Origin of the sequence: Atlantibacter hermannii, assembly GCF_009907385.1 — a bacterium.
Lineage (GTDB): Bacteria > Pseudomonadota > Gammaproteobacteria > Enterobacterales > Enterobacteriaceae > Atlantibacter > Atlantibacter hermannii_A.
In genome coordinates this window covers 154,823-174,906 of sequence record NZ_JAAATR010000112.1, presented here as the reverse complement: position 1 = coordinate 174,906, position 20,084 = coordinate 154,823, and the positions used below count along the sequence as shown (strand labels likewise).

The following is a 20,084-nucleotide window of genomic DNA, read 5'->3' as shown; positions in this document are numbered from 1 at the left end:
TGATGGGTCATAAGACCGTCATCTTTTTCATAAATCTGTCATAAAACTGACGCATAATGGCGCCGCATTCAGAAAATTCGACTTAATTTGACAGGGCTAATCATGGCGAGACGTATCCTGGTCGTTGAAGATGAAGCGCCAATCCGCGAGATGGTGTGCTTCGTACTCGAACAAAATGGCTTCCAGCCGGTTGAAGCGGAAGATTATGACACGGCGGTGAATCAGCTTAACGAACCCTGGCCCGATCTTATCCTGCTGGACTGGATGCTGCCGGGCGGCTCCGGGCTTCAGTTTATTAAGCATCTTAAACGCGAAGCGCTGACCCGCGATATCCCGGTGATGATGCTGACCGCGCGCGGCGAAGAAGAAGACCGCGTGCGCGGGCTGGAAACCGGCGCGGACGATTACATCACCAAGCCGTTCTCTCCGAAAGAGCTGGTGGCGCGGATTAAAGCCGTGATGCGCCGCATCTCCCCGATGGCGGTGGAAGAGGTGATTGAAATGCAGGGACTGAGCCTCGACCCCAGCTCCCACCGCGTGATGACCGGCGAAAATCCCCTTGATATGGGCCCCACCGAATTCAAACTGTTACACTTCTTTATGACCCACCCGGAGCGGGTTTACAGCCGCGAACAGCTGCTTAATCACGTCTGGGGCACCAATGTCTATGTGGAAGACCGAACCGTGGACGTGCATATCCGCCGCCTGCGTAAAGCGCTGGAGCTGAGCGGGCACGACCGGATGGTGCAAACGGTTCGCGGCACCGGCTACCGCTTCTCAAGTCGTTTTTAATCACGATAACCGGAGAGTGACGCGTGCTGGAACGGCTGTCATGGAAAAGGCTGGCCCTTGAGCTGGTACTGTGTTGTATTCCGGCCCTGATTTTAGGGGCCATTTTTGGTTACTGGGCATGGTTTCTGCTGCTGGCGGTCACCGGCCTGCTGGTGTGGCATTTCTGGAATCTGATGCGCCTGTCCTGGTGGATCTGGGTCGATCGCAGTATGACGCCGCCAACCGGGCGGGGGAGTTGGGATCCGCTGCTGTACGGTCTGCATCAGATGCAGTTGCGTAACAAAAAGCGCCGCCGCGAGCTGGGTAATCTGATCAAACGCTTTCGCAGCGGTGCGGAATCCTTGCCGGATGCGGTGATCCTCACCACCGAAGAGGGCAATATCTTCTGGTGCAACGGCCTGGCCCAGCAGCTGTTAGGTCTCCGCTGGCCGGACGATAACGGCCAAAACATTCTTAACCTGCTGCGCTACCCGGAATTCACCAGCTGGCTGAAGGGGCGACAGTTTACCCGTCCGCTCAATCTGGTGCTGAATAACGGGCGTCATCTGGAGTTTCGCGTGATGCCTTACAGCGAAGATCAACTGCTGATGGTGGCGCGCGACGTCACGCAAATGCACCAGCTGGAAGGCGCGCGGCGTAATTTCTTTGCCAACGTCAGTCACGAATTGCGTACACCGCTGACGGTGCTTCAGGGCTACCTGGAGATGATGGACGACAAGCCGCTGGAAGGCCCGCTACGTGAGAAAGCCATCCACACCATGCGCGAGCAAACCCACCGCATGGAGGGGCTGGTCAAACAGCTGCTGACGCTGTCGAAAATCGAAGCCGCGCCGGCGCTGGTGCTTAATGAGCAAATCGACGTGCCGATGATGCTGCGGGTGGTGGAACGTGAAGCGCAAACCTTAAGCCACAAAAAACATACGCTTAAGTTTGACGTCGACAACGATCTGAAGGTGCTCGGTAATGACGAACAGCTGCGCAGCGCCATCTCCAACCTGGTGTATAACGCCGTGAACCACACCCCGGAAGGCACGGCGATTACCGTGACCTGGCAACGTGTTCCGCAGGGAGCAAAGTTTTCGGTACAGGACAACGGGCCGGGAATTTCCGCAGAGCATATTCCACGCCTCACCGAGCGTTTTTACCGGGTGGATAAAGCCCGTTCCCGCCAGACCGGCGGCAGCGGACTGGGGCTGGCGATTGTGAAGCACGCCCTCAGCCACCACGATGCGCGCCTTGAGATCGAGAGCCAACCCGGCAAAGGCACTACCTTTACGTTTGTGCTGCCGGAACGGCTTATCGCAAATCCTGCGCCGGTACGGCAAATCAGCTAATCCCGCTGTAAAACTTAGTTTCCATGGGCCAGTAAACTGGCCCTTTTGCCGTTTGGTTTCCTTAACGACTGTCTTATTTTTGACGTCTGTTTGTTTTTTGTTCGCATTAAAAGCCATAACATTTTTAAGATTCTGGTATGAATGTCTAACTCACTTCGCGAATGCGGAATAATCTACTGGTTTTTAGATCCCTTATTGCCTTCAAACGTTATAAGCGTTTAAATTGCGCACCTGATGTTGCCAGACTCACTGTAATTTCGTGGTAAACCAAAAAACTATTCTCCGCCACGGCATCAGGTAAGTGTTTTTCGCTGATTTATAACGAAACGACGCTATTTCGCTCATCGCTGGCAGCAAAAACGTCATTCTTTTCAACACCACATCCACAGGCAGTTAGACTTTATGACCCATCAATTGAAATCGCGTGACATCATCGCACTGGGCTTTATGACCTTTGCGCTGTTTGTTGGCGCTGGCAATATCATTTTTCCCCCTATGGTTGGCCTGCAGGCGGGCGAACACGTCTGGACGGCGGCGATCGGCTTTCTGATCACGGCGGTTGGTCTGCCTGTGTTGACCGTGGTGGCGCTGGCGAAAGTCGGCGGCGGCGTTGACAGCCTGAGCACGCCGATTGGCCGTGGCGCGGGCATTCTGCTGGCGACCGTGTGTTATCTGGCCGTGGGGCCGCTGTTCGCCACGCCGCGTACCGCCACCGTTTCGTTTGAAATGGGGATTGCGCCGCTGACCGGCGACGGCGCGATGCCGCTGTTCATCTACAGCCTGATCTACTTCGCATTGGTGATCCTGGTGTCGCTGTATCCGGGCAAACTGCTCGATACCGTGGGCAATTTCCTGGCGCCGCTGAAAATCATCGCGCTGACCGTGCTGGCGGTTGCCGCTCTGCTGTGGCCCGCGGGCGATATCAGCGTCGCTACCGACGCATACCAGAACGCGGCGTTTTCTAACGGCTTCGTTAACGGGTATCTGACTATGGATACTCTGGGCGCGATGGTGTTCGGTATTGTTATCGTTAATGCGGCGCGTTCACGTGGCGTCACCGAAGCGCGTCTGCTGACCCGCTACACCGTGTGGGCTGGCCTGATGGCGGGTATCGGTTTAACCCTGCTGTACCTGGCGCTGTTCCGTCTGGGTTCAGACAGCGCGACTCTGGTGGATCAGTCTGCTAACGGCGCGGCAATTCTTCACGCTTACGTACAGCACACCTTCGGCGGGGCAGGCAGCTTCCTGCTGGCGGCGTTGATTTTCATCGCCTGTATGGTGACCGCGGTGGGCCTGACCTGCGCCTGCGCCGAGTTCTTCGCACAGTATCTGCCGCTCTCTTACCGCTCGCTGGTGTTTATCCTCGGCGGCTTCTCCATGGTGGTGTCGAATCTGGGCCTGAGCCACCTGATCCAGATTTCCATTCCGGTGCTGACAGCCATTTATCCGCCATGCATCGTGCTGGTAGTGTTGAGCTTCACCCGCGGTTGGTGGCACAATTCCACCCGCGTTATCGCACCGGCGATGTTAATCAGCCTGCTGTTGGGCCTGATTGATGGCGTCAAAGCCTCGGCGCTGGGCGGCATGTTGCCGGCCTGGACGCAGAAAATGCCGCTGGCCGATCAAGGGCTGGCCTGGCTGATGCCGACGGTTGCGATGGTGGTGATTGCCGCTATTTGGGATCGCGCAGCGGGGCGTCAGGTGACCTCCACCGCGCACTAAAAAAGCCGGACAGTTTTTAACCACGGAGCCCGCTCCGTGGTTTTTTTATTGTGTAACCAGGTACTTAACAACATGGATAACGGGACTAAGCTCAAACGCGGTTTGAGTACGCGACATATTCGCTTTATGGCACTCGGCTCGGCGATTGGCACCGGGCTTTTTTACGGATCCGCCGACGCCATTAAAATGGCCGGTCCGAGCGTGCTGCTGGCGTATATCATCGGCGGCGTGGCGGCCTATATTATTATGCGCGCGCTGGGTGAAATGTCGGTACACAACCCTGCCGCCAGCTCGTTCTCCCGTTATGCCCAGGAAAACCTAGGCCCGCTGGCGGGCTACATCACTGGCTGGACCTACTGTTTTGAAATTCTGATCGTCGCCATCGCCGACGTGACCGCCTTCGGCATTTATATGGGCGTCTGGTTCCCTACTGTGCCGCACTGGGTGTGGGTGCTGAGCGTGGTGCTGATCATCTGCGCCATCAACCTGATGAGCGTTAAAGTGTTCGGCGAGATGGAGTTCTGGTTCTCGTTCTTCAAGGTCGCCACCATTATCATCATGATCGCCGCCGGTTTTGGCATCATTATCTGGGGCATCGGCAACGGCGGGCAGCCGACCGGCGTCAGCAACCTCTGGAGCCACGGCGGCTTCTTCGCCAACGGCTGGATTGGCACCGTGATGGCGCTGCAGATGGTGATGTTCGCTTACGGCGGCATCGAAATCATCGGCATTACCGCAGGCGAAGCCAAAAATCCGGAGAAGTCGATTCCGCGCGCCATTAATTCGGTGCCGCTGCGTATTCTGGTGTTCTACGTGGGTACGCTGTTCGTGATCATGTCTATCTATCCGTGGAACCAGGTCGGCACCCACGGCAGCCCGTTCGTTCTGACCTTCCAGCATATGGGCATCACTTTTGCCGCCGGTATTCTTAACTTTGTGGTGATCACCGCCTCCCTGTCGGCGATTAACAGTGACGTATTCGGCGTGGGCCGCATGCTGCACGGCATGGCGGAACAGGGCAGCGCGCCGAAAGTGTTCGCCCGAACCTCGCGTAACGGCGTGCCGTGGGTGACCGTGGTGGTGATGACCGCCGCGCTGCTGCTGGCGGTGTATCTCAACTACATCATGCCGGAAAACGTGTTCCTGGTGATTGCCTCGCTGGCGACTTTCGCCACCGTGTGGGTGTGGATCATGATTTTGCTGTCGCAAATCGGGTTCCGCCGTCGTTTATCCCCGGAGGACGTAAAGGCGCTGAAATTTAAAGTGCCGGGCGGCGTTACCACCACGGTGCTCGGTTTGATCTTCCTGGTGTTTATTATCGGTCTGATTGGCTACCACCCGGACACCCGTATCTCGCTCTACGTGGGCTTCGCGTGGATTGCCCTGCTGCTGGTGGGCTGGGTATTCAAGCGCCGCCACGACGCCCGCACGCGCTTAACCGCCTAATCTCTTCCCTCCCCGCCGCCTGGCGGGGAGGCTGTTTTCGCTCTACGCTCAGTGATCTCCACCTGTTAACTCCTCCCCGAAATAAACGCAAAATGAGGAAGGCGGCATGCTGCTGATATGGCATGGTGGCGTCAAAAATTGACCGAGGGGAAATACGATGTTGCAAGCCTGGCACCTTCCGGTGGCGCCTTTTATCAAACAAAACGCGCAGCGCCTGACCATCACGCTGTGGCTTTCCGGGGATGATTTGCCGCAGCGGGTCACGCTGCGCGCGGAACGCGATAACGAAGAGACCTCTGTTCCCATGACGCGCGTGCGCAAAGCGCCGCAGGAAGGCGTGACGGCCTGGCGGGCGACTCTCGCGCTGGACGAGGGGCAGCCGCGCCGCCGCTACAGCTTTAAACTGCTGTGGCCCAGCCGCCAGCGCTGGTTTACTCCGCAGGGGTTTAACGATTATCCCCCCGCGCGCCTGGAGCAGTTTGCGTTGGATGCGCCGGATAAGGGACCTTCATGGGTGGCGGACCAGATTTTTTATCAAATCTTCCCGGACCGTTTTGCCCGCAGCCTGCCGCGCGAGGCCGGGCAGGATAATGTTTACTATCATCACGCCGCCCATCGCGACATTATTCTGCGCGACTGGGACGAGCCGGTCACCGCTGAGGCGGGCGGCTCGACGTTTTACGGCGGCGATCTGGACGGCATCAGCGAAAAGCTGCCGTGGCTGCAAAAACTCGGCGTCACGGCGCTGTATCTCAACCCGGTGTTTACCGCGCCCAGCGTTCATAAATATGACACTCAGGATTACCGCCACGTCGACCCGCAGTTTGGCGGCGACCAGGCGCTGCTGCGCCTGCGCGATAACACCCGGCGCGCCGGGATGCGGCTGGTGCTGGATGGCGTATTTAACCACAGCGGCGATTCCCATCCGTGGTTCGACCGCCATAACGCCGCCACCGGCGGGGCGTGCCATAACCCGGAATCAACGTATCGCGACTGGTACAGCTTTTCTGAAGATGGCCGGGCGCTGGACTGGCTCGGCTACCCGAGCCTGCCAAAACTGGATTATCAGTCCCCGACGCTTATCGACGAAATCTACCAGGGTGAAGACAGCGTGGTGCGCCACTGGCTACGCGAGCCGTGGGGGATGGACGGCTGGCGGTTAGACGTCGTCCATATGCTCGGCGAAGCGGGCGGGGCGCAGAATAATCTGCAGCACGTGCGCGGTATTACCCAGGCGGCGAAACATGTCAACCCTGAAGCCTATATTGTCGGTGAGCACTTCGGCGATGCGCGTCAGTGGCTGCAGGCTGACGTGGAAGACGCGGCGATGAACTATCGCGGCTTTACGGTGCCGCTGTGGGGATTTTTAGCCAATACCGATATCTCCTACGACCCGCAGCATATCGACGCGGAAATCTGTATTCACTGGATGGAGCAGTACCGCGCCGGCCTTTCCCATCAGCAACAGCTGCGCATGTTCAACCAGCTCGACAGCCACGATACCGCACGGTTTAAAACCCTGCTGGGTAAAGACGTTGCCCGCCTGCCGCTGGGCGTGGTGTGGCTGTTCTGCTGGCCCGGCGTGCCGTGCATCTATTACGGCGATGAAGTGGGACTGGATGGCAATAACGATCCGTTTTGCCGTAAACCCTATCCGTGGGACCCTGAAAAACAGGACCGCGATCTGTTTGCGCTGTATCAGCGCCTGGCGCGGCTGCGTAAACAGCGGCGCGCATTACGCTATGGCGGCTGCAATGTGCTATACGCTAAAGGGGATGTGGTGGTGTTTATGCGTCTGTGGCGGCAGCAAAAAGTGCTGATTGCCATTAACCGGGGCGATGAAACGCGCATCGAGCTTCCCTGGTCGCCGTTAATGGCGGAAACCGAGTGGCGGCTGGAGGAAGGAAAGGCGCAGTTGACCGGACAATCGTTACTGATGCCTGCGATTTCCTGCGGGATCTGGCGTAACGATTAGCGGTAAATTCAGAAACGCCAGACTATTTCCAGAACGCGCTTTTTGAAAAAATAGACGGCAATCGCGTATGCCGATAACAAGGAAACGGGCATGGATGGACTGGTGTTTTGGGCGGGGCTGATACTTTTTTTGCTGGTGGTCGTCGCTCCAATCCTGTCAATAATGGCCTGGCGCAGAAGCCATGCCGCAATGGATGAACTGACGCGGCTGCGCCATCGCGTGACCGAACTGGAATCGAAACTGGCCGCCGCGCCGGTGCAGATTGCCGCGGTCGACGCGCCGGAGCCGCAGCGTGAGCCTGAGGACGATATTATCGCCCGGGTGCAGCGTTACCGGCAAAAACCGCCGCCTGTGGCGGAACAACCCTCTGCCTGGGCGCCTGCCCAGGCAGGGGGTGCTGAAACGCGCGCCGCCCCTGCGGCATCAGCGCCCGTTCAGGATCTCCCCCCTTCGCAGTTCGACGGCATGTTGAGTTCGCTGGCGCGCTGGTTTATGCAGGGCAATCCGCTGGCGAAACTGGGCGTACTGCTGCTGTTTCTCGGCCTCGCCTATCTGTTCCGCTATACCGTCGAGCGCGATATGTTCCCGCTGGAGCTGCGCCTGATGGCGGCAGCGGCGGGCTCAATGGGATTGCTGTTCTTTGGCTTTAAATTGCGCCACAAACAGCCGCTGTACGGCCTGATCTTGCAGGGCGGGGCCACCGGCGCGCTGTATCTCACCGTGTTCGGCGCTTTCCGGCTGTGGCAAATGCTGCCGATGACCCTGGCGTTTGGCCTGCTGCTGCTGATTTGCGCCGCCAGCGTCGGGCTGGCGGTGCTGCAAAAGGCGCTCAGCTTGGCCATGCTTGCCAGCATCGGCGGCTATCTCGCGCCGATCCTGCTGTCAACCGGTTCCGGCAACCACATTGCGCTGTTTTCCTTTTATCTGCTGCTCTCGGCGGGCATTCTGGCGATTAGCTGGTGGCAACACTGGCGGGTGCTGAATCTGCTGGGCATGGCGTTTACCTTTGGCGTCGCCGGGCTGTGGGGGCTAAACGGCTATCAACCGGAGATTTATCTCAGCAGCCAGCTGTTCCTGATCGCCAATATTCTGCTGTTCGGCGTGCTGTGCGTGGGGCTGTCGCTGCGTGCGCAGGCGAGTAAAGAAAAGATTATCGATGGAGTGCTGCTGTTCGCGCCGCCGCTGATCGGCTTTGGGATGCAATACGCCATTACCCGTCATTTTGAATACGGCCCGGCGCTGTCGGCGCTGGGGTTTGGTCTGGTCTATCTCGGCCTGGGCTGGGTCGTGCTGCGCCGCTATCCGGGGCAGGGGAAAATCCTGGTGCTGGCGGCGCTGGCGCTGGGCGGCGCGTTCACCACGCTGGCGATCCCGCTGGCGCTGTCGGCGCGCTGGACGGCGATGGCCTGGGCGCTGGAAGGGCTGGGGATCGTGTGGCTCGGTCTCCAGCAGCGCCAGCGGCGGATGAGCTACAGCGGCACCGGGTTACTGGTGCTGGCGCTGGGCAGTGCGGTTTACGCGCTGTCGCAGCACCTGACGCCGCTGTCGATGATGGTGATTTTCGCCGTTCTGAGCGCCGCCTGGCTGGCGGCGGCGTGGCTGTGGCGCGCCCATCAGTGGCTTATCAGTCATTTGTTGCTGGCGGGCGGGATTGCTTTCTGGATCGTCGCGCTGGTCGGTTTGGCCGACGCCATCAACCGTTCGCTGAGTCCCGAGGCTATCGTGCTGGCGCTGCTTTGCGCGTCGGTATGGGGATGGCGAGCCGCCAGCCAACGCCTGAACTGGCGGGAAATGGGCTATGCCCAGTGGCTGCTGTGGCCGGGGATCCTGCTGGCAATTCTGTTCACCGTGCAGCACGGCGATCGTTTGCTGAGCGCCGGCTGGACGGGGCCTGTCTGGATCGCGGCGTTTGCCTGTGCGGGCGTGCTGCTGCATAAAGACGGGGATTCGCTGATACCGCGGCTATCGCAGGCGGCGCATATCACACTGTTCTGGCTTCTGCTGCTGGTTATCGGGCTGGAAATTTACTGGTTTATCGATGGATTGCCGTGGGGCTCTGACGAATGGCAGGCGGGTATTGTGATGGCGAGCGCGGGGATGGCGATCCTGCTGGTTCACGGCGCGGTGCGTCGCGGCCTGTGGCCGGTGCGCGTCTGGCCGCAGTGGTACGCCAGCGTCGGCATCGCGCCGCTGATAGTGCTGGAACTCGCCATGTTGATTTTCAGTAACCTGCTGGATGGCGCGATGATCAACTGGCGTTGGGTGCCGCTGATAAACCCGCTGGACGTCGGCGCAGGGTATGGGCTGCTGGCGCTGTACGTCGCCGCCCGTTATCTCAATACCCATCGTCCGCCGGGCTGGAACACCCTTTCGCAGGGCGTGCCGTTAGCCATCGCCGGGCTGGCGTTCTGGTGGGCAAACGGCCTGCTGCTGCGCACCCTGGCTGGTTACGGTGACGTCGCGTGGCAGCCTGACGCGCTGTGGTCGTCTCGCCTGATCCAGACCAGCTTCGCGCTGTTCTGGATGCTGATCGCGCTGGTGGTGATGGTGAAAGCGACCCGCGCCGCCAGCCGGAATATCTGGATGGCGGGCGCGGCGCTGCTCGGCGTAGTGATCATCAAACTCATGCTGGTGGACAGCGCGGGCGGCGGCGGGCTGGCGCGGGCCATCGCGTTTATCGGCGTGGCGGTGCTGGTACTGATTGTCGGCTATTTTTCACCGCTGCCCCCGAAGGCGGCGGTTAACAAGGCGGAACCGGAATGAAGGGATTATTAAACGTTATCGTCATGGCTGCACTCTGGCTGCCGATGGCGGGATTCGCAAACGACACCGCGCCCGATGCGCCGCAGGATTACGCCTGGGGGATGCATCTCGAGAGCGAAAGCGCTTCACCGTTCTGGCAAATCGCGCTGCCGAGCCAGGTGTATGAGCAAACCGCCTGGCCCGATCTGCGCGACGTTCGGGTATTTAACAGCAAAGGCGAGGCCGTACCCTTTGCGTTGACGCCGCAGCGCCAGCCGCAGCGCGCGCCGCAGCCGGTGACGCTCAAAGTGTTCCCGCTGGATATCAAACACGTCAAAGAGGAAGGGCAGAACAGCCTGACGGTCAAAATGCCGGGCGGCGCGGAAGTGCATCTGGCGGGCGACGATGTGACGCGTATCAGCCAAAGTTTCCTGATGACGTTGCCCGACGGGCAGACAACGGCGCTGCCGGTGGGGCAACTGCGTCTTAACTGGTCGAAACCGGCGCAAAACTGGCAGGCGAAGGTCGATCTGTTTTACAGCGACAATTTAAAAGAGTGGTACAGATTGTCCGAAGATGCGCCTTTGATGGATCTGACCGCCGGCAGCGATCGGCTGAAGCTCAACACGTTACCGTCCAGCGTCACGCTCTCTGAAAAGGGCTATCGTTATCTGCTGATGACGGTTTCTGACGCGCCGCAGCCGCTCGCGCTGCAAAGCGTGGAAGCCCTCGCGCCAGTGGACGATTACAGCAATGTTTACGTGTATCTGCCAGCCCATAAAGAGAGCGGCGGGGCCAGTGAGGCGATTTACCGCTGGGCTAACCCGCAGCCGCTGGCGGGCCTGGCGATCAATCCAGGCGGTGAAAGCGCAGTGTTGCCGGTGGAAATCGACTATCGGCAGCGCGCAGAGGACCCCTGGCGACCTCTGGCGAAAACCGTGCTGTACCGGATTAACGATGCGCAGTCCGAGCCCACGCTGCTGAACGGCGAACACGTTCAGGCCATTCGGGTGAAGGGCATCAACGCCAGTTGGGGCGACACGCCGCCGGAGGTTCAGGGGCTGCGTGCCAGCCAGGCGCTGGTATTTATTTCACAGGGAACGGGGCCGTTTATGCTGGCCTGGGGCAACAAAGCCGCTAAACCGCAGGCGATGGCGCTGGATATGGTGATCCCCGAAAAGCTGCGCGGGCAATACACCCTGGATTCACTGCCGGTTGCCACTGAAGCCGACACCGTCACGCTGGGCGGCGAGGCGCGTTTAACGGCGGTCGATCCGGCGGAGCGCCGTAGCCAGTGGATGACAATGCTGATTTGGGGCGTGCTGGTGATTGGCGTACTGGCGCTGCTCGGCGTCGCGTACCGGCTGTGGCGGGAAGTGAAAACTAACGCCTGACGCCATAAAAAAAGGCCCGCATGCGGGCCTTTTCTCTGAATCTTTCATTACAGCTTAGCGACGTTCTCGCTCAGGTATTTTGCGACGCCGTCCGGAGAGGCGTTCATACCTTCTTTGCCTTTTTCCCACTGAGCCGGGCACACATCGCCATGCTCTTCGTGGAACTGCAGCGCGTCAACCATACGCAGCATTTCGTCGATGTTACGGCCCAGCGGCAGATCGTTAACCACCTGGTGGCGAACCACGCCCGCTTTGTCGATCAGGAAGGAGCCGCGCAGCGCAACGCCTGCGTCCGGATGCTCGATGCCGTAAGCCTGCTGGATTTCACGTTTGATATCGGCAACCATCGCGTACTGAACCGGGCCAATACCGCCTTTATCAACCGGGGTGTTACGCCATGCGTTGTGCACGAATTCAGAGTCGAAAGAAACGCCAACCACTTCCACGCCGCGTTTCTGGAACTCAGCGTAACGCTTGTCGAACGCGATCAGTTCAGACGGGCATACGAAGGTGAAGTCCATCGGCCAGAAAAACAGCACGGTCGCTTTACCGTTGATGTGTTGTTTAAAGTTGAAGTTTTCAACGATTTCGCCACTTCCCAGAACAGCTGCAGCGGTAAAATCCGGTGCCTGACGAGTTACCAGTACCATGAGGACTCCTTGGTGTTATTTAAGGTGAGTAGAACGCAACGCGGGCCAGTATAGAGACATCGCAGCGGTTCACAAAGATGAATAAACCGATTATTAAGATAGTTTTTGTCTATCAATAATTGGATTTACTGTGTGCAGCCCACAAGAATAGCCCTTTTTAGAAAAAGGGCAATGTTTACCTTAAGAGGTTGTGAGGGCTACAGGGTTTTCTGCTGCGCCATCGCCATCATGCGTGGATAGAACTGCCAGAACTGCTGCTCCAGCCGATCGTAATGGGCATCCAGGTCGCCCCAGCTTTGTTGCAGCGCCGCCAGTTTTGGTCTACGGCTTGCCATGCCGTTCAGGACGTTGCCGATAAACGCCATCTCGCTGTAGCGCTCAAGCCAGCGTTCGGACCACAGATACTGGTTCAGGTTGATAAAGCGCGGCGGCGTCAGCGGCAGATGCTGGCCGATTTCACGCTGGGCCTGGGCCACAAAGCGCGGCAGTTCAAGGTCGGGAGAGAGCGTATTCCAGTGGCGCGAGACAAAGTGATCCCACATCACATCCAGCGCAATGGGCGCGACGCGGCGGGTTTCCGGGCGAAACCAGGTTTTCGCCTCCAGGACTTCCGGCAGGCTGTCCGTCAACACATCCACCCGGCGATGCATATAAATGCCGGCCACCACGTCGGCCGTATAGTCGCCCGAGGGATCGCCGCGCACGAAGTCGGCCAGCAGATTGCCCAGCAGCGAGCTGTCTGAGAGCCGGGCGAGGTGAAGATGGGCGAGAAAATTCATGTATTGTCCCAATAAAAGCGTTAACAAGGTGAACGGGTTGCAGCTAAAGCGCCCCGGCACTAGACTATAGCGCCTGTTTTTTCGAGCCGGATTAACAGACTATTTTACTTGCTGGTGAGCAATAGCGCCTGTTCGCGCCCAAAACTCGCCAAGCGTTGACAAAAACCCCTGTTAAGCAGGCTCTACGTTTTAGTGTGAATTGCCATGCGCGTTGCCGATTTTTCCTTTGAATTACCTGAATCCCTGATTGCTCATTATCCGCTGCCAGGCCGGAGTTCCTGCCGTTTGCTGTCCCTTGACGGTCCCAGCGGCGCGCTGACGCATGGCACTTTCACCGATCTGCTGGAAAAGCTCAACCCGGGCGACCTGCTGGTCTTCAACAATACCCGGGTGATCCCGGCGCGCATGTTTGGCCGTAAAGCCAGCGGCGGAAAAATCGAAGTGCTGGTGGAACGCATGCTGGATGACAAACGCGTGCTGGCCCACGTTCGCGCCTCGAAAGCGCCGAAGCCGGGCGCGGAGCTGCTGTTGGGTGAAGACGAAAGCGTCAACGCCACCATGACGGCGCGCCACGACGCGCTGTTCGAAATTGAATTTCATGATGCGCGTCCGGTGCTGGATATTCTCAACGACATCGGCCACATGCCGCTGCCGCCGTACATCGATCGTCCGGACGAAGAGTCCGATCGCGAACTGTACCAGACGGTATACAGCGCCAAACCTGGCGCGGTCGCCGCACCGACTGCCGGGCTGCATTTCGATGAGCCGCTGCTGGAAAAACTGCGTCAGAAGGGCGTGGAGATGGCGTTTGTGACGCTGCACGTCGGCGCGGGGACGTTCCAGCCGGTGCGCGTCGACAGCATTGAAGATCACATCATGCATTCGGAGTATGCCGAAGTGCCGCAGGATGTGGTGGACGCGGTGCTGGCCTGCAAAGCGCGCGGCAACCGGGTGATCGCGGTGGGCACCACCTCGGTGCGTTCGCTGGAAAGCGCGGCCCAGGCGGCGAAAAATAACCTGATCGAACCTTTCTTTGACGATACCCAAATCTTTATCTATCCGGGCTACCAGTACAAAGTCATCGACGCGCTGGTGACCAATTTCCACCTGCCGGAATCCACGCTGATTATGCTGGTGTCCGCCTTTGCCGGGTATCGTCATACCATGAACGCCTACCAGCAGGCGGTAAATGCGCAGTATCGCTTTTTTAGTTACGGGGATGCGATGTTTATCACGTACAATCCGTCGGCGATGACTGAGCAAGTGGGTCAGGACCAATAAAAACTATTACCAAATAACGCCTTAACCGGGCGTTATTGATTTTCAGCGCGGAGCGAACGCCACGCTGTAAGCACAATCATCAGACTGTCTCTCTGATGCAGGAGATAACATGAACTTTGAATTACAGACCACCGATGGTCGCGCCCGTCGCGGTCGGCTGGTGTTTGAGCGCGGCGTGGTTGAAACGCCAGCGTTTATGCCCGTCGGCACCTACGGCACCGTTAAAGGCATGACGCCGGAAGAAGTCGAAGCCACCGGCGCGCAGATTATCCTGGGCAACACCTTCCACCTGTGGCTGCGTCCTGGCCAGGAAATCATGAAGCTGCACGGCGATTTGCATGATTTTATGCAGTGGAAAGGGCCGATCCTTACCGATTCCGGCGGTTTCCAGGTATTCAGCCTTGGTGATATTCGCAAAATCACCGAGCAGGGCGTGCACTTCCGCAACCCGATCAACGGCGACCCGATTTTCCTCGACCCGGAAAAATCCATGGAAATTCAGTACGATCTCGGTTCCGATATCGTGATGATTTTTGATGAGTGTACGCCGTACCCTGCCGACTGGGATTACGCCAAACGCTCGATGGAAATGTCGCTGCGCTGGGCGAAACGCAGCCGCGATCGCTTTGATTCGCTTGGCAATAAAAACGCGCTTTTCGGGATTATCCAGGGCAGCGTTTACGAAGATTTACGTGATATCTCCGTCAAAGGGCTAGTAGAGATTGGCTTTGATGGCTACGCTGTCGGCGGTTTGGCTGTGGGCGAGCCGAAAGAGGACATGCATCGCATCCTTGAGCACGTTTGCCCGCAGATCCCGGCAGATAAACCACGATACCTGATGGGCGTAGGTAAACCGGAAGATCTGGTGGAAGGGGTGCGTCGCGGCATCGATATGTTCGACTGCGTTATGCCTACGCGTAACGCCCGCAACGGTCACCTTTTTGTCACCAATGGCGTAGTGAAGATCCGCAATGCGAAGCACAAAAGCGACACATCGCCGCTGGATGAAGAGTGTGATTGCTACACCTGTCGCAATTATTCACGTGCTTACTTGCATCATCTCGATCGTTGCAACGAAATACTGGGTGCCCGTCTCAATACTATTCATAATCTTCGCTACTATCAGCGCTTAATGGCTGGTTTACGCAAGGCTATCGAAGAGGGTAAATTAGAGCACTTCGTTGCGGATTTTTACCAACGCCAGGATAGACCGGTTCCACCTTTGAATGTTGATTAATTAAATAATGAGGGAATTTTAATGAGCTTTTTCATTTCTGATGCGGTAGCGGCAACTGGTGCTCCGGCGCAGGGCAGCCCGATGTCACTGATTCTGATGCTGGTGGTGTTTGGTCTGATTTTCTATTTCATGATCCTGCGTCCGCAGCAAAAGCGCACCAAAGAGCATAAAAAGCTGATGGACTCCATCGCCAAAGGTGATGAAGTGCTGACTAACGGCGGTCTGGTTGGTCGTGTGACGAAAGTGGCTGAAAGCGGCTATATCGCTATCGCACTGAACGACACCACTGAAGTGGTCATCAAGCGTGACTTCGTCGCAGCCGTCCTGCCGAAAGGCACCATGAAGGCGCTGTAATCTTTCGTTTTCCCAAAGGGAACTGCCGTGTTAAACCGTTATCCTTTGTGGAAGTACATCATGCTGGTCGTCGTCATTGTCGTCGGCCTGCTTTATGCCCTTCCCAACCTGTATGGTGAGGATCCGGCTGTTCAGATCACTGGCGCGCGCGGCGTCGCCGCCAGTGAGCAAACGCTGAATCAGGTCCAGAACACCTTAAATCAACAAAAAATTACCGCGAAGTCTGTCGCGCTGGAGCAAGGCAGTATTCTTGCGCGCTTCGATTCCACGGACACCCAGCTACGCGCGCGTGAAGCGCTGATGGATGTACTGGGTGATAACTATGTCGTCGCACTTAACCTCGCGCCAGCAACGCCGCGTTGGTTAACGTCTATTAATGCTGAGCCGATGAAGCTGGGTCTCGACCTGCGCGGCGGCGTTCACTTCCTGATGGAAGTGGATATGGATACTGCGCTGGGCAAGCTCCAGGAGCAGAACATGGACAGCCTGCGTAGCGATCTGCGTGAAAAAGGCATCGCGTACACCAACGTGCGTAAAGCCGATAACTACGGTTTGAACATCGTCTTTCGCGACAGCAATGCGCGCAATGAAGCGATTTCTTATCTCTCGCCGCGCCATCGCGATCTGGTGATCTCCAGCCAGGGCGATAACGCGCTGCGTGCGGTGATGACCGACGAACGTCTGAAAGAAGCGCGTGAATACGCGGTGCAGCAGAACATCAACATTCTGCGTAATCGTGTTAACCAACTGGGCGTGGCGGAACCGCTGGTTCAACGCCAGGGCGCTGACCGTATCGTGGTCGAACTGCCGGGCATCCAGGACACGGCGCGCGCTAAAGAGATTCTGGGCGCTACCGCGACGCTGGAATTCCGTCTGGTTAATACCAACGTTGATCCATCCGCTGCGGCGGCTGGCCGCGTACCGGGCGATTCCGAAGTGAAGCAAACCCGTGAAGGGCAGCCGGTTGTGCTGTTCAAACGCGTGATCTTAACCGGCGACCATATCACCGACTCCACGTCCAGCACCGATGAATACAACCAGCCGCAGGTGAATATTTCACTGGATAGCGCGGGCGGTAACATCATGTCGAATTTCACCAAGGACAACATCGGTAAACCGATGGCGACCCTGTTTGTGGAATATAAAGACAGCGGTAAAAAAGACGCCAACGGTCGTGCGATTCTGGCTAAGCAGGAAGAAGTCATCAACGTGGCGAATATTCAGTCGCGTCTGGGCAACAGCTTCCGCATTACCGGCATCAACAACCCGAACGAAGCGCGCCAGCTTTCGCTGCTGCTGCGTGCCGGTGCGTTGATTGCGCCGATTCAGATTGTTGAAGAACGCACCATCGGCCCAACGCTGGGTATGCAGAACATCACCCAGGGTCTGGAAGCCTGTCTGGCGGGACTGGCGGTCTCCATCCTGTTTATGATCGTCTTCTACAAGAAGTTCGGTCTGATTGCCACCACGGCGCTGATTGCTAACCTGGTGCTGATTGTCGGGATTATGTCGCTGTTGCCGGGGGCAACGCTCACCATGCCGGGTATTGCGGGGATCGTGTTAACCCTTGCGGTCGCGGTGGATGCTAACGTACTGATCAACGAACGTATCAAAGAAGAGTTGAGCAACGGGCGTTCAGTGCAGCAGGCGATCGACGAAGGCTATAAAGGCGCATTCAGTTCCATCTTTGATGCGAACGTGACCACGCTGATTAAAGTGCTGATCCTGTACGCAGTGGGTACCGGGGCGATTAAAGGCTTTGCAATTACCACCGGCATTGGCGTGGCGACTTCGATGTTTACCGCAATTGTCGGTACTCGTGCCATCGTGAACCTGCTGTACGGCGGCAAACGCATCAAGAAGCTGTCTATTTGAGGAGTGCGTTGTGGCACAGGATTATACTGTTGAACAATTAAACCACGGCCGTAGAGTCTATGACTTTATGCGCTGGGATTACTGGGCCTTCGGCATCTCAGGTCTGCTGCTTGTCGCCTCGATGATTATCATTGGCGTGAAAGGTTTTAACTGGGGTCTCGATTTCACCGGCGGTACGGTCATTGAAATTTCGCTGGAAAAACCGGCGGATATGGATCTGATGCGTGAATCGCTGGTGAAAGCGGGCTTTGAAGATCCATTGCTGCAAAACTTTGGCAGCAGCCGCGACATCATGGTGCGTATGCCGCCTGCGGAAGGCGCCACCGGCGGCCAGGTGCTGGGTAGCAAAGTGGTGAGCGTGATTAACGACGCCACCAGCCAGAACGCCGTGGTGAAGCGTATTGAGTTCGTCGGCCCGAGCGTGGGCGCGGAACTGGCGCAAACCGGCGCGATGGCGCTGCTGGTGGCGCTGCTTTCCATCCTCGTGTACGTCGGGTTCCGCTTCGAGTGGCGTCTGGCTGCGGGCGTGGTTATCGCGCTGGCGCACGACGTGGTGATCACCATGGGCGTACTCTCGCTGTTCCATATTGAAGTGGATCTGACGATTGTCGCGTCGCTGATGTCGGTTATCGGTTACTCGCTGAACGACAGCATCGTGGTATCTGACCGTATTCGTGAAAACTTCCGCAAGATCCGTCGCGGGACGCCTTACGAAATCTTTAACGTGTCATTGACCCAGACGCTGCACCGTACCTTGATCACTTCCGGTACGACGCTGGTGGTGATCCTGATGCTGTACCTGTTTGGCGGCACCATGCTGCAGGGCTTCTCCCTCACCATGCTGATCGGTGTTTCCATCGGTACTGCGTCATCCATCTACGTGGCGTCCGCGCTGGCGTTGAAACTGGGTATGAAGCGCGAGCATCTGATCCAGCAGAAAGTGGAGAAAGAGGGCGCCGATCAGCCTTCGATTCTGCCTTAATGCTAAGCGCATGAAAAAATCCCGGCCAGCTGGTCGGGATTTTTTTTGCCTGTTGGCGGCGCAATGTTTACTGTGGAGCGGCCAGGATCATCAGACCCGATTACAAGGAGCGATTGCCATGACCGAACCACGCCGCATCGTTGTTAAAACACTTCCCCAGCCGGACTGCTGGCAGGGCGTGCCGTCCGTAACGCTGACGGATGCTACGCTGAAATTACGTAAAGCCCGGGTGCTGGCGCGTATGGCGCAGCTGTCGCTGGAGACGCTGATTGTCTATGCCGATAAAGAGCACGGGGCCAACTTCGAATACCTCACCGGGTTTATCCCGCGCTTTGAGGAGGCGCTGCTGGTGCTCCATCAGGATGGCGAGGCCGTGCTGGTGCTGGGTAATGAAAACCTTAAACTGGCGGCCCACGCCCGTCTGGAAAACCGTGTGGTGCATGCGCCGTGGTTCTCGTTGCCCAACCAGCCGATGACTAACGCCGTCTCGCTGCCGGACACGCTGCGTTTAGCGGGCCTGGCAGCTCAAAAGCGCATCGGCGTAGCGGGCTGGAAGCTGTTTACCAGCGAGCACGATGACAATACTCAGCTCTTTGATATGCCGTCATTTATTATTGATTCGCTGCGTGCGGCGGTGACGCCGGGTTGCGTGCTGACCAACGCCACCGGCGTGTTTATCTCCCCGGCCAACGGGGCGCGCATCATCAACAACGCCAATGAACTGGCGCATTATGAATACGGCGCAAACCTCGCCTCAACGGCTATCCTTCAGGCGCTCAACGCTATTGAACCGGGTAAAACCGAAAAGCAGATCGGCGCGCTGCTGGCGGCGGAAGGGCAGGCCAATAACGTGATTATGATCGCCGCCACGGGCGATCGCTTCGCCAGCGCCAACCTGTACCCGAGCGATAAAGTGATCCAGCGCGGGGATAAATTTTCCTTAACCACCAGCTATAAAGGCGGATTGAGCAGCCGCGCCGCTTACGTGGTCGCGAATGAAACCGAGCTCAATCCGGCCGTAGCGGACTATCTCGACGTGGTGGCGATCCCTTACTATCGCGCGGTGGTGGGCTGGCTTGAGGGGATGCGCGTTGGGATCACCGGTGGGGAAATTTATCAGCTAATCGAAACCCTGCTGCCGAAAAGCGAGTATCACTGGCACCTCAATCCCGGTCACTTAGTGGCGGATGAAGAGTGGATGTGTTCGCCGATAATGCCTGATTCCGCCATTCCTTTAGCCAGCGGGATGCTGCTGCAAATCGACATTATCCCGTCACGCGCAGGGTACGCCGGCGCCAGCATTGAAGATACCGTGGCGCTTGCCGATGCGGCGCTGCGCGAAGAGTTGGCAAGGGATTACCCGGTGATGTGGGCGCGCATTATCGCACGGCGTAATTACATCCAACGTAATCTGGGAATCAGGCTTTCTGAGGACGTTTTGCCGTTATCCAATACCGTCGGGTATTTGCGCCCTTGGCTGCTGGATCAAACGCTGGCGTTAGGCTGCGCAGAGTGAAGAAA

15 protein-coding genes are annotated in these 20,084 nt (G+C 57.8%); 13 read left to right on the top strand and 2 right to left on the bottom strand.

Translation table 11 applies throughout. The features are described 5' to 3' along the window. Positions 1–102: 102 nt before the first annotated feature. The 7 genes from phoB (at position 103) to GV764_RS21075 (ending at position 11,405) form a co-directional block, all read left to right on the top strand. Positions 103–792, top strand: a complete 690-nt coding sequence (gene phoB, locus GV764_RS21105; protein ID WP_002437058.1) for a phosphate response regulator transcription factor PhoB — start codon at positions 103–105, stop codon at positions 790–792. 23 nt (positions 793–815) lie between these two features. Beyond that, entirely contained in the window at positions 816–2,126 is a 1,311-nt protein-coding gene (gene phoR / locus GV764_RS21100) for a phosphate regulon sensor histidine kinase PhoR (protein ID WP_161661987.1), read from the top strand. 402 nt (positions 2,127–2,528) lie between these two features. After that, complete coding sequence (brnQ, locus tag GV764_RS21095; protein ID WP_161661985.1) at positions 2,529–3,848, top strand: branched-chain amino acid transporter carrier protein BrnQ; 1,320 nt, start codon at positions 2,529–2,531, stop codon at positions 3,846–3,848. A gap of 72 nt (positions 3,849–3,920) precedes the next feature. Then, positions 3,921–5,294 carry a proline-specific permease ProY gene (proY, locus tag GV764_RS21090; RefSeq protein WP_161661983.1) on the top strand — a complete coding sequence of 458 codons (1,374 nt, stop codon included), beginning with the start codon at positions 3,921–3,923 and terminating at the stop codon, positions 5,292–5,294. Between the two features lie 157 nt (positions 5,295–5,451). Beyond that, positions 5,452–7,269 carry a maltodextrin glucosidase gene (gene malZ, locus GV764_RS21085; RefSeq protein WP_161661981.1) on the top strand — a complete coding sequence of 606 codons (1,818 nt, stop codon included), beginning with the start codon at positions 5,452–5,454 and terminating at the stop codon, positions 7,267–7,269. A gap of 90 nt (positions 7,270–7,359) precedes the next feature. Continuing rightward, positions 7,360–10,032: a DUF2339 domain-containing protein gene (locus tag GV764_RS21080; RefSeq protein ID WP_161661980.1), complete on the top strand. Its 2,673-nt coding sequence runs from the start codon at positions 7,360–7,362 to the stop codon at positions 10,030–10,032. Then, positions 10,029–11,405, top strand: coding sequence for a DUF3999 domain-containing protein (locus GV764_RS21075; RefSeq protein ID WP_161661978.1), 1,377 nt, complete (start codon positions 10,029–10,031; stop codon positions 11,403–11,405). Before GV764_RS21080 ends, GV764_RS21075 begins: the two co-directional genes overlap by 4 nt. Before the next feature lie 47 nt (positions 11,406–11,452). Here the strand turns inward: GV764_RS21075 and GV764_RS21070 are convergent, their stop codons facing one another. Both GV764_RS21070 and acpH read right to left on the bottom strand, forming a co-directional pair. Beyond that, positions 11,453–12,055 carry a peroxiredoxin C gene (locus GV764_RS21070; protein WP_161661976.1) on the bottom strand — a complete coding sequence of 201 codons (603 nt, stop codon included), beginning with the start codon at positions 12,053–12,055 and terminating at the stop codon, positions 11,453–11,455. A gap of 197 nt (positions 12,056–12,252) precedes the next feature. Further along, the gene (gene acpH / locus GV764_RS21065) at positions 12,253–12,834 is read right to left on the bottom strand and encodes an ACP phosphodiesterase (protein WP_161661973.1); all 582 of its coding nucleotides are present in this window, start codon (positions 12,832–12,834) and stop codon (positions 12,253–12,255) included. Positions 12,835–13,038: 204 nt separating this feature from the next. Here acpH and queA point away from each other — a divergent pair, with 204 nt between their 5' ends. The 6 genes from queA to GV764_RS21035 all read left to right on the top strand — a co-directional run bounded on the left by queA (position 13,039) and on the right by GV764_RS21035 (position 20,079). After that, positions 13,039–14,115 (top strand): tRNA preQ1(34) S-adenosylmethionine ribosyltransferase-isomerase QueA, encoded by a 1,077-nt coding sequence (queA, locus tag GV764_RS21060; RefSeq protein WP_161661971.1) that lies wholly within the window; start codon positions 13,039–13,041, stop codon positions 14,113–14,115. A 109-nt stretch (positions 14,116–14,224) separates the two neighbouring features. Next, positions 14,225–15,352: a tRNA guanosine(34) transglycosylase Tgt gene (tgt, locus tag GV764_RS21055; RefSeq protein WP_144130074.1), complete on the top strand. Its 1,128-nt coding sequence runs from the start codon at positions 14,225–14,227 to the stop codon at positions 15,350–15,352. Positions 15,353–15,373: 21 nt separating this feature from the next. Next, positions 15,374–15,706, top strand: a complete 333-nt coding sequence (yajC, locus tag GV764_RS21050) for a preprotein translocase subunit YajC (RefSeq protein ID WP_000007630.1) — start codon at positions 15,374–15,376, stop codon at positions 15,704–15,706. A 27-nt stretch (positions 15,707–15,733) separates the two neighbouring features. Further along, on the top strand, positions 15,734–17,581 hold the full coding sequence (secD, locus tag GV764_RS21045) for a protein translocase subunit SecD (protein ID WP_161661969.1): 1,848 nt from the start codon (positions 15,734–15,736) through the stop codon (positions 17,579–17,581). Positions 17,582–17,591: 10 nt separating this feature from the next. After that, positions 17,592–18,563, top strand: coding sequence for a protein translocase subunit SecF (gene secF, locus GV764_RS21040; protein WP_161661967.1), 972 nt, complete (start codon positions 17,592–17,594; stop codon positions 18,561–18,563). Positions 18,564–18,681: 118 nt separating this feature from the next. After that, entirely contained in the window at positions 18,682–20,079 is a 1,398-nt protein-coding gene (locus GV764_RS21035; protein ID WP_161661965.1) for a M24 family metallopeptidase, read from the top strand. Positions 20,080–20,084 lie beyond the last annotated feature (5 nt).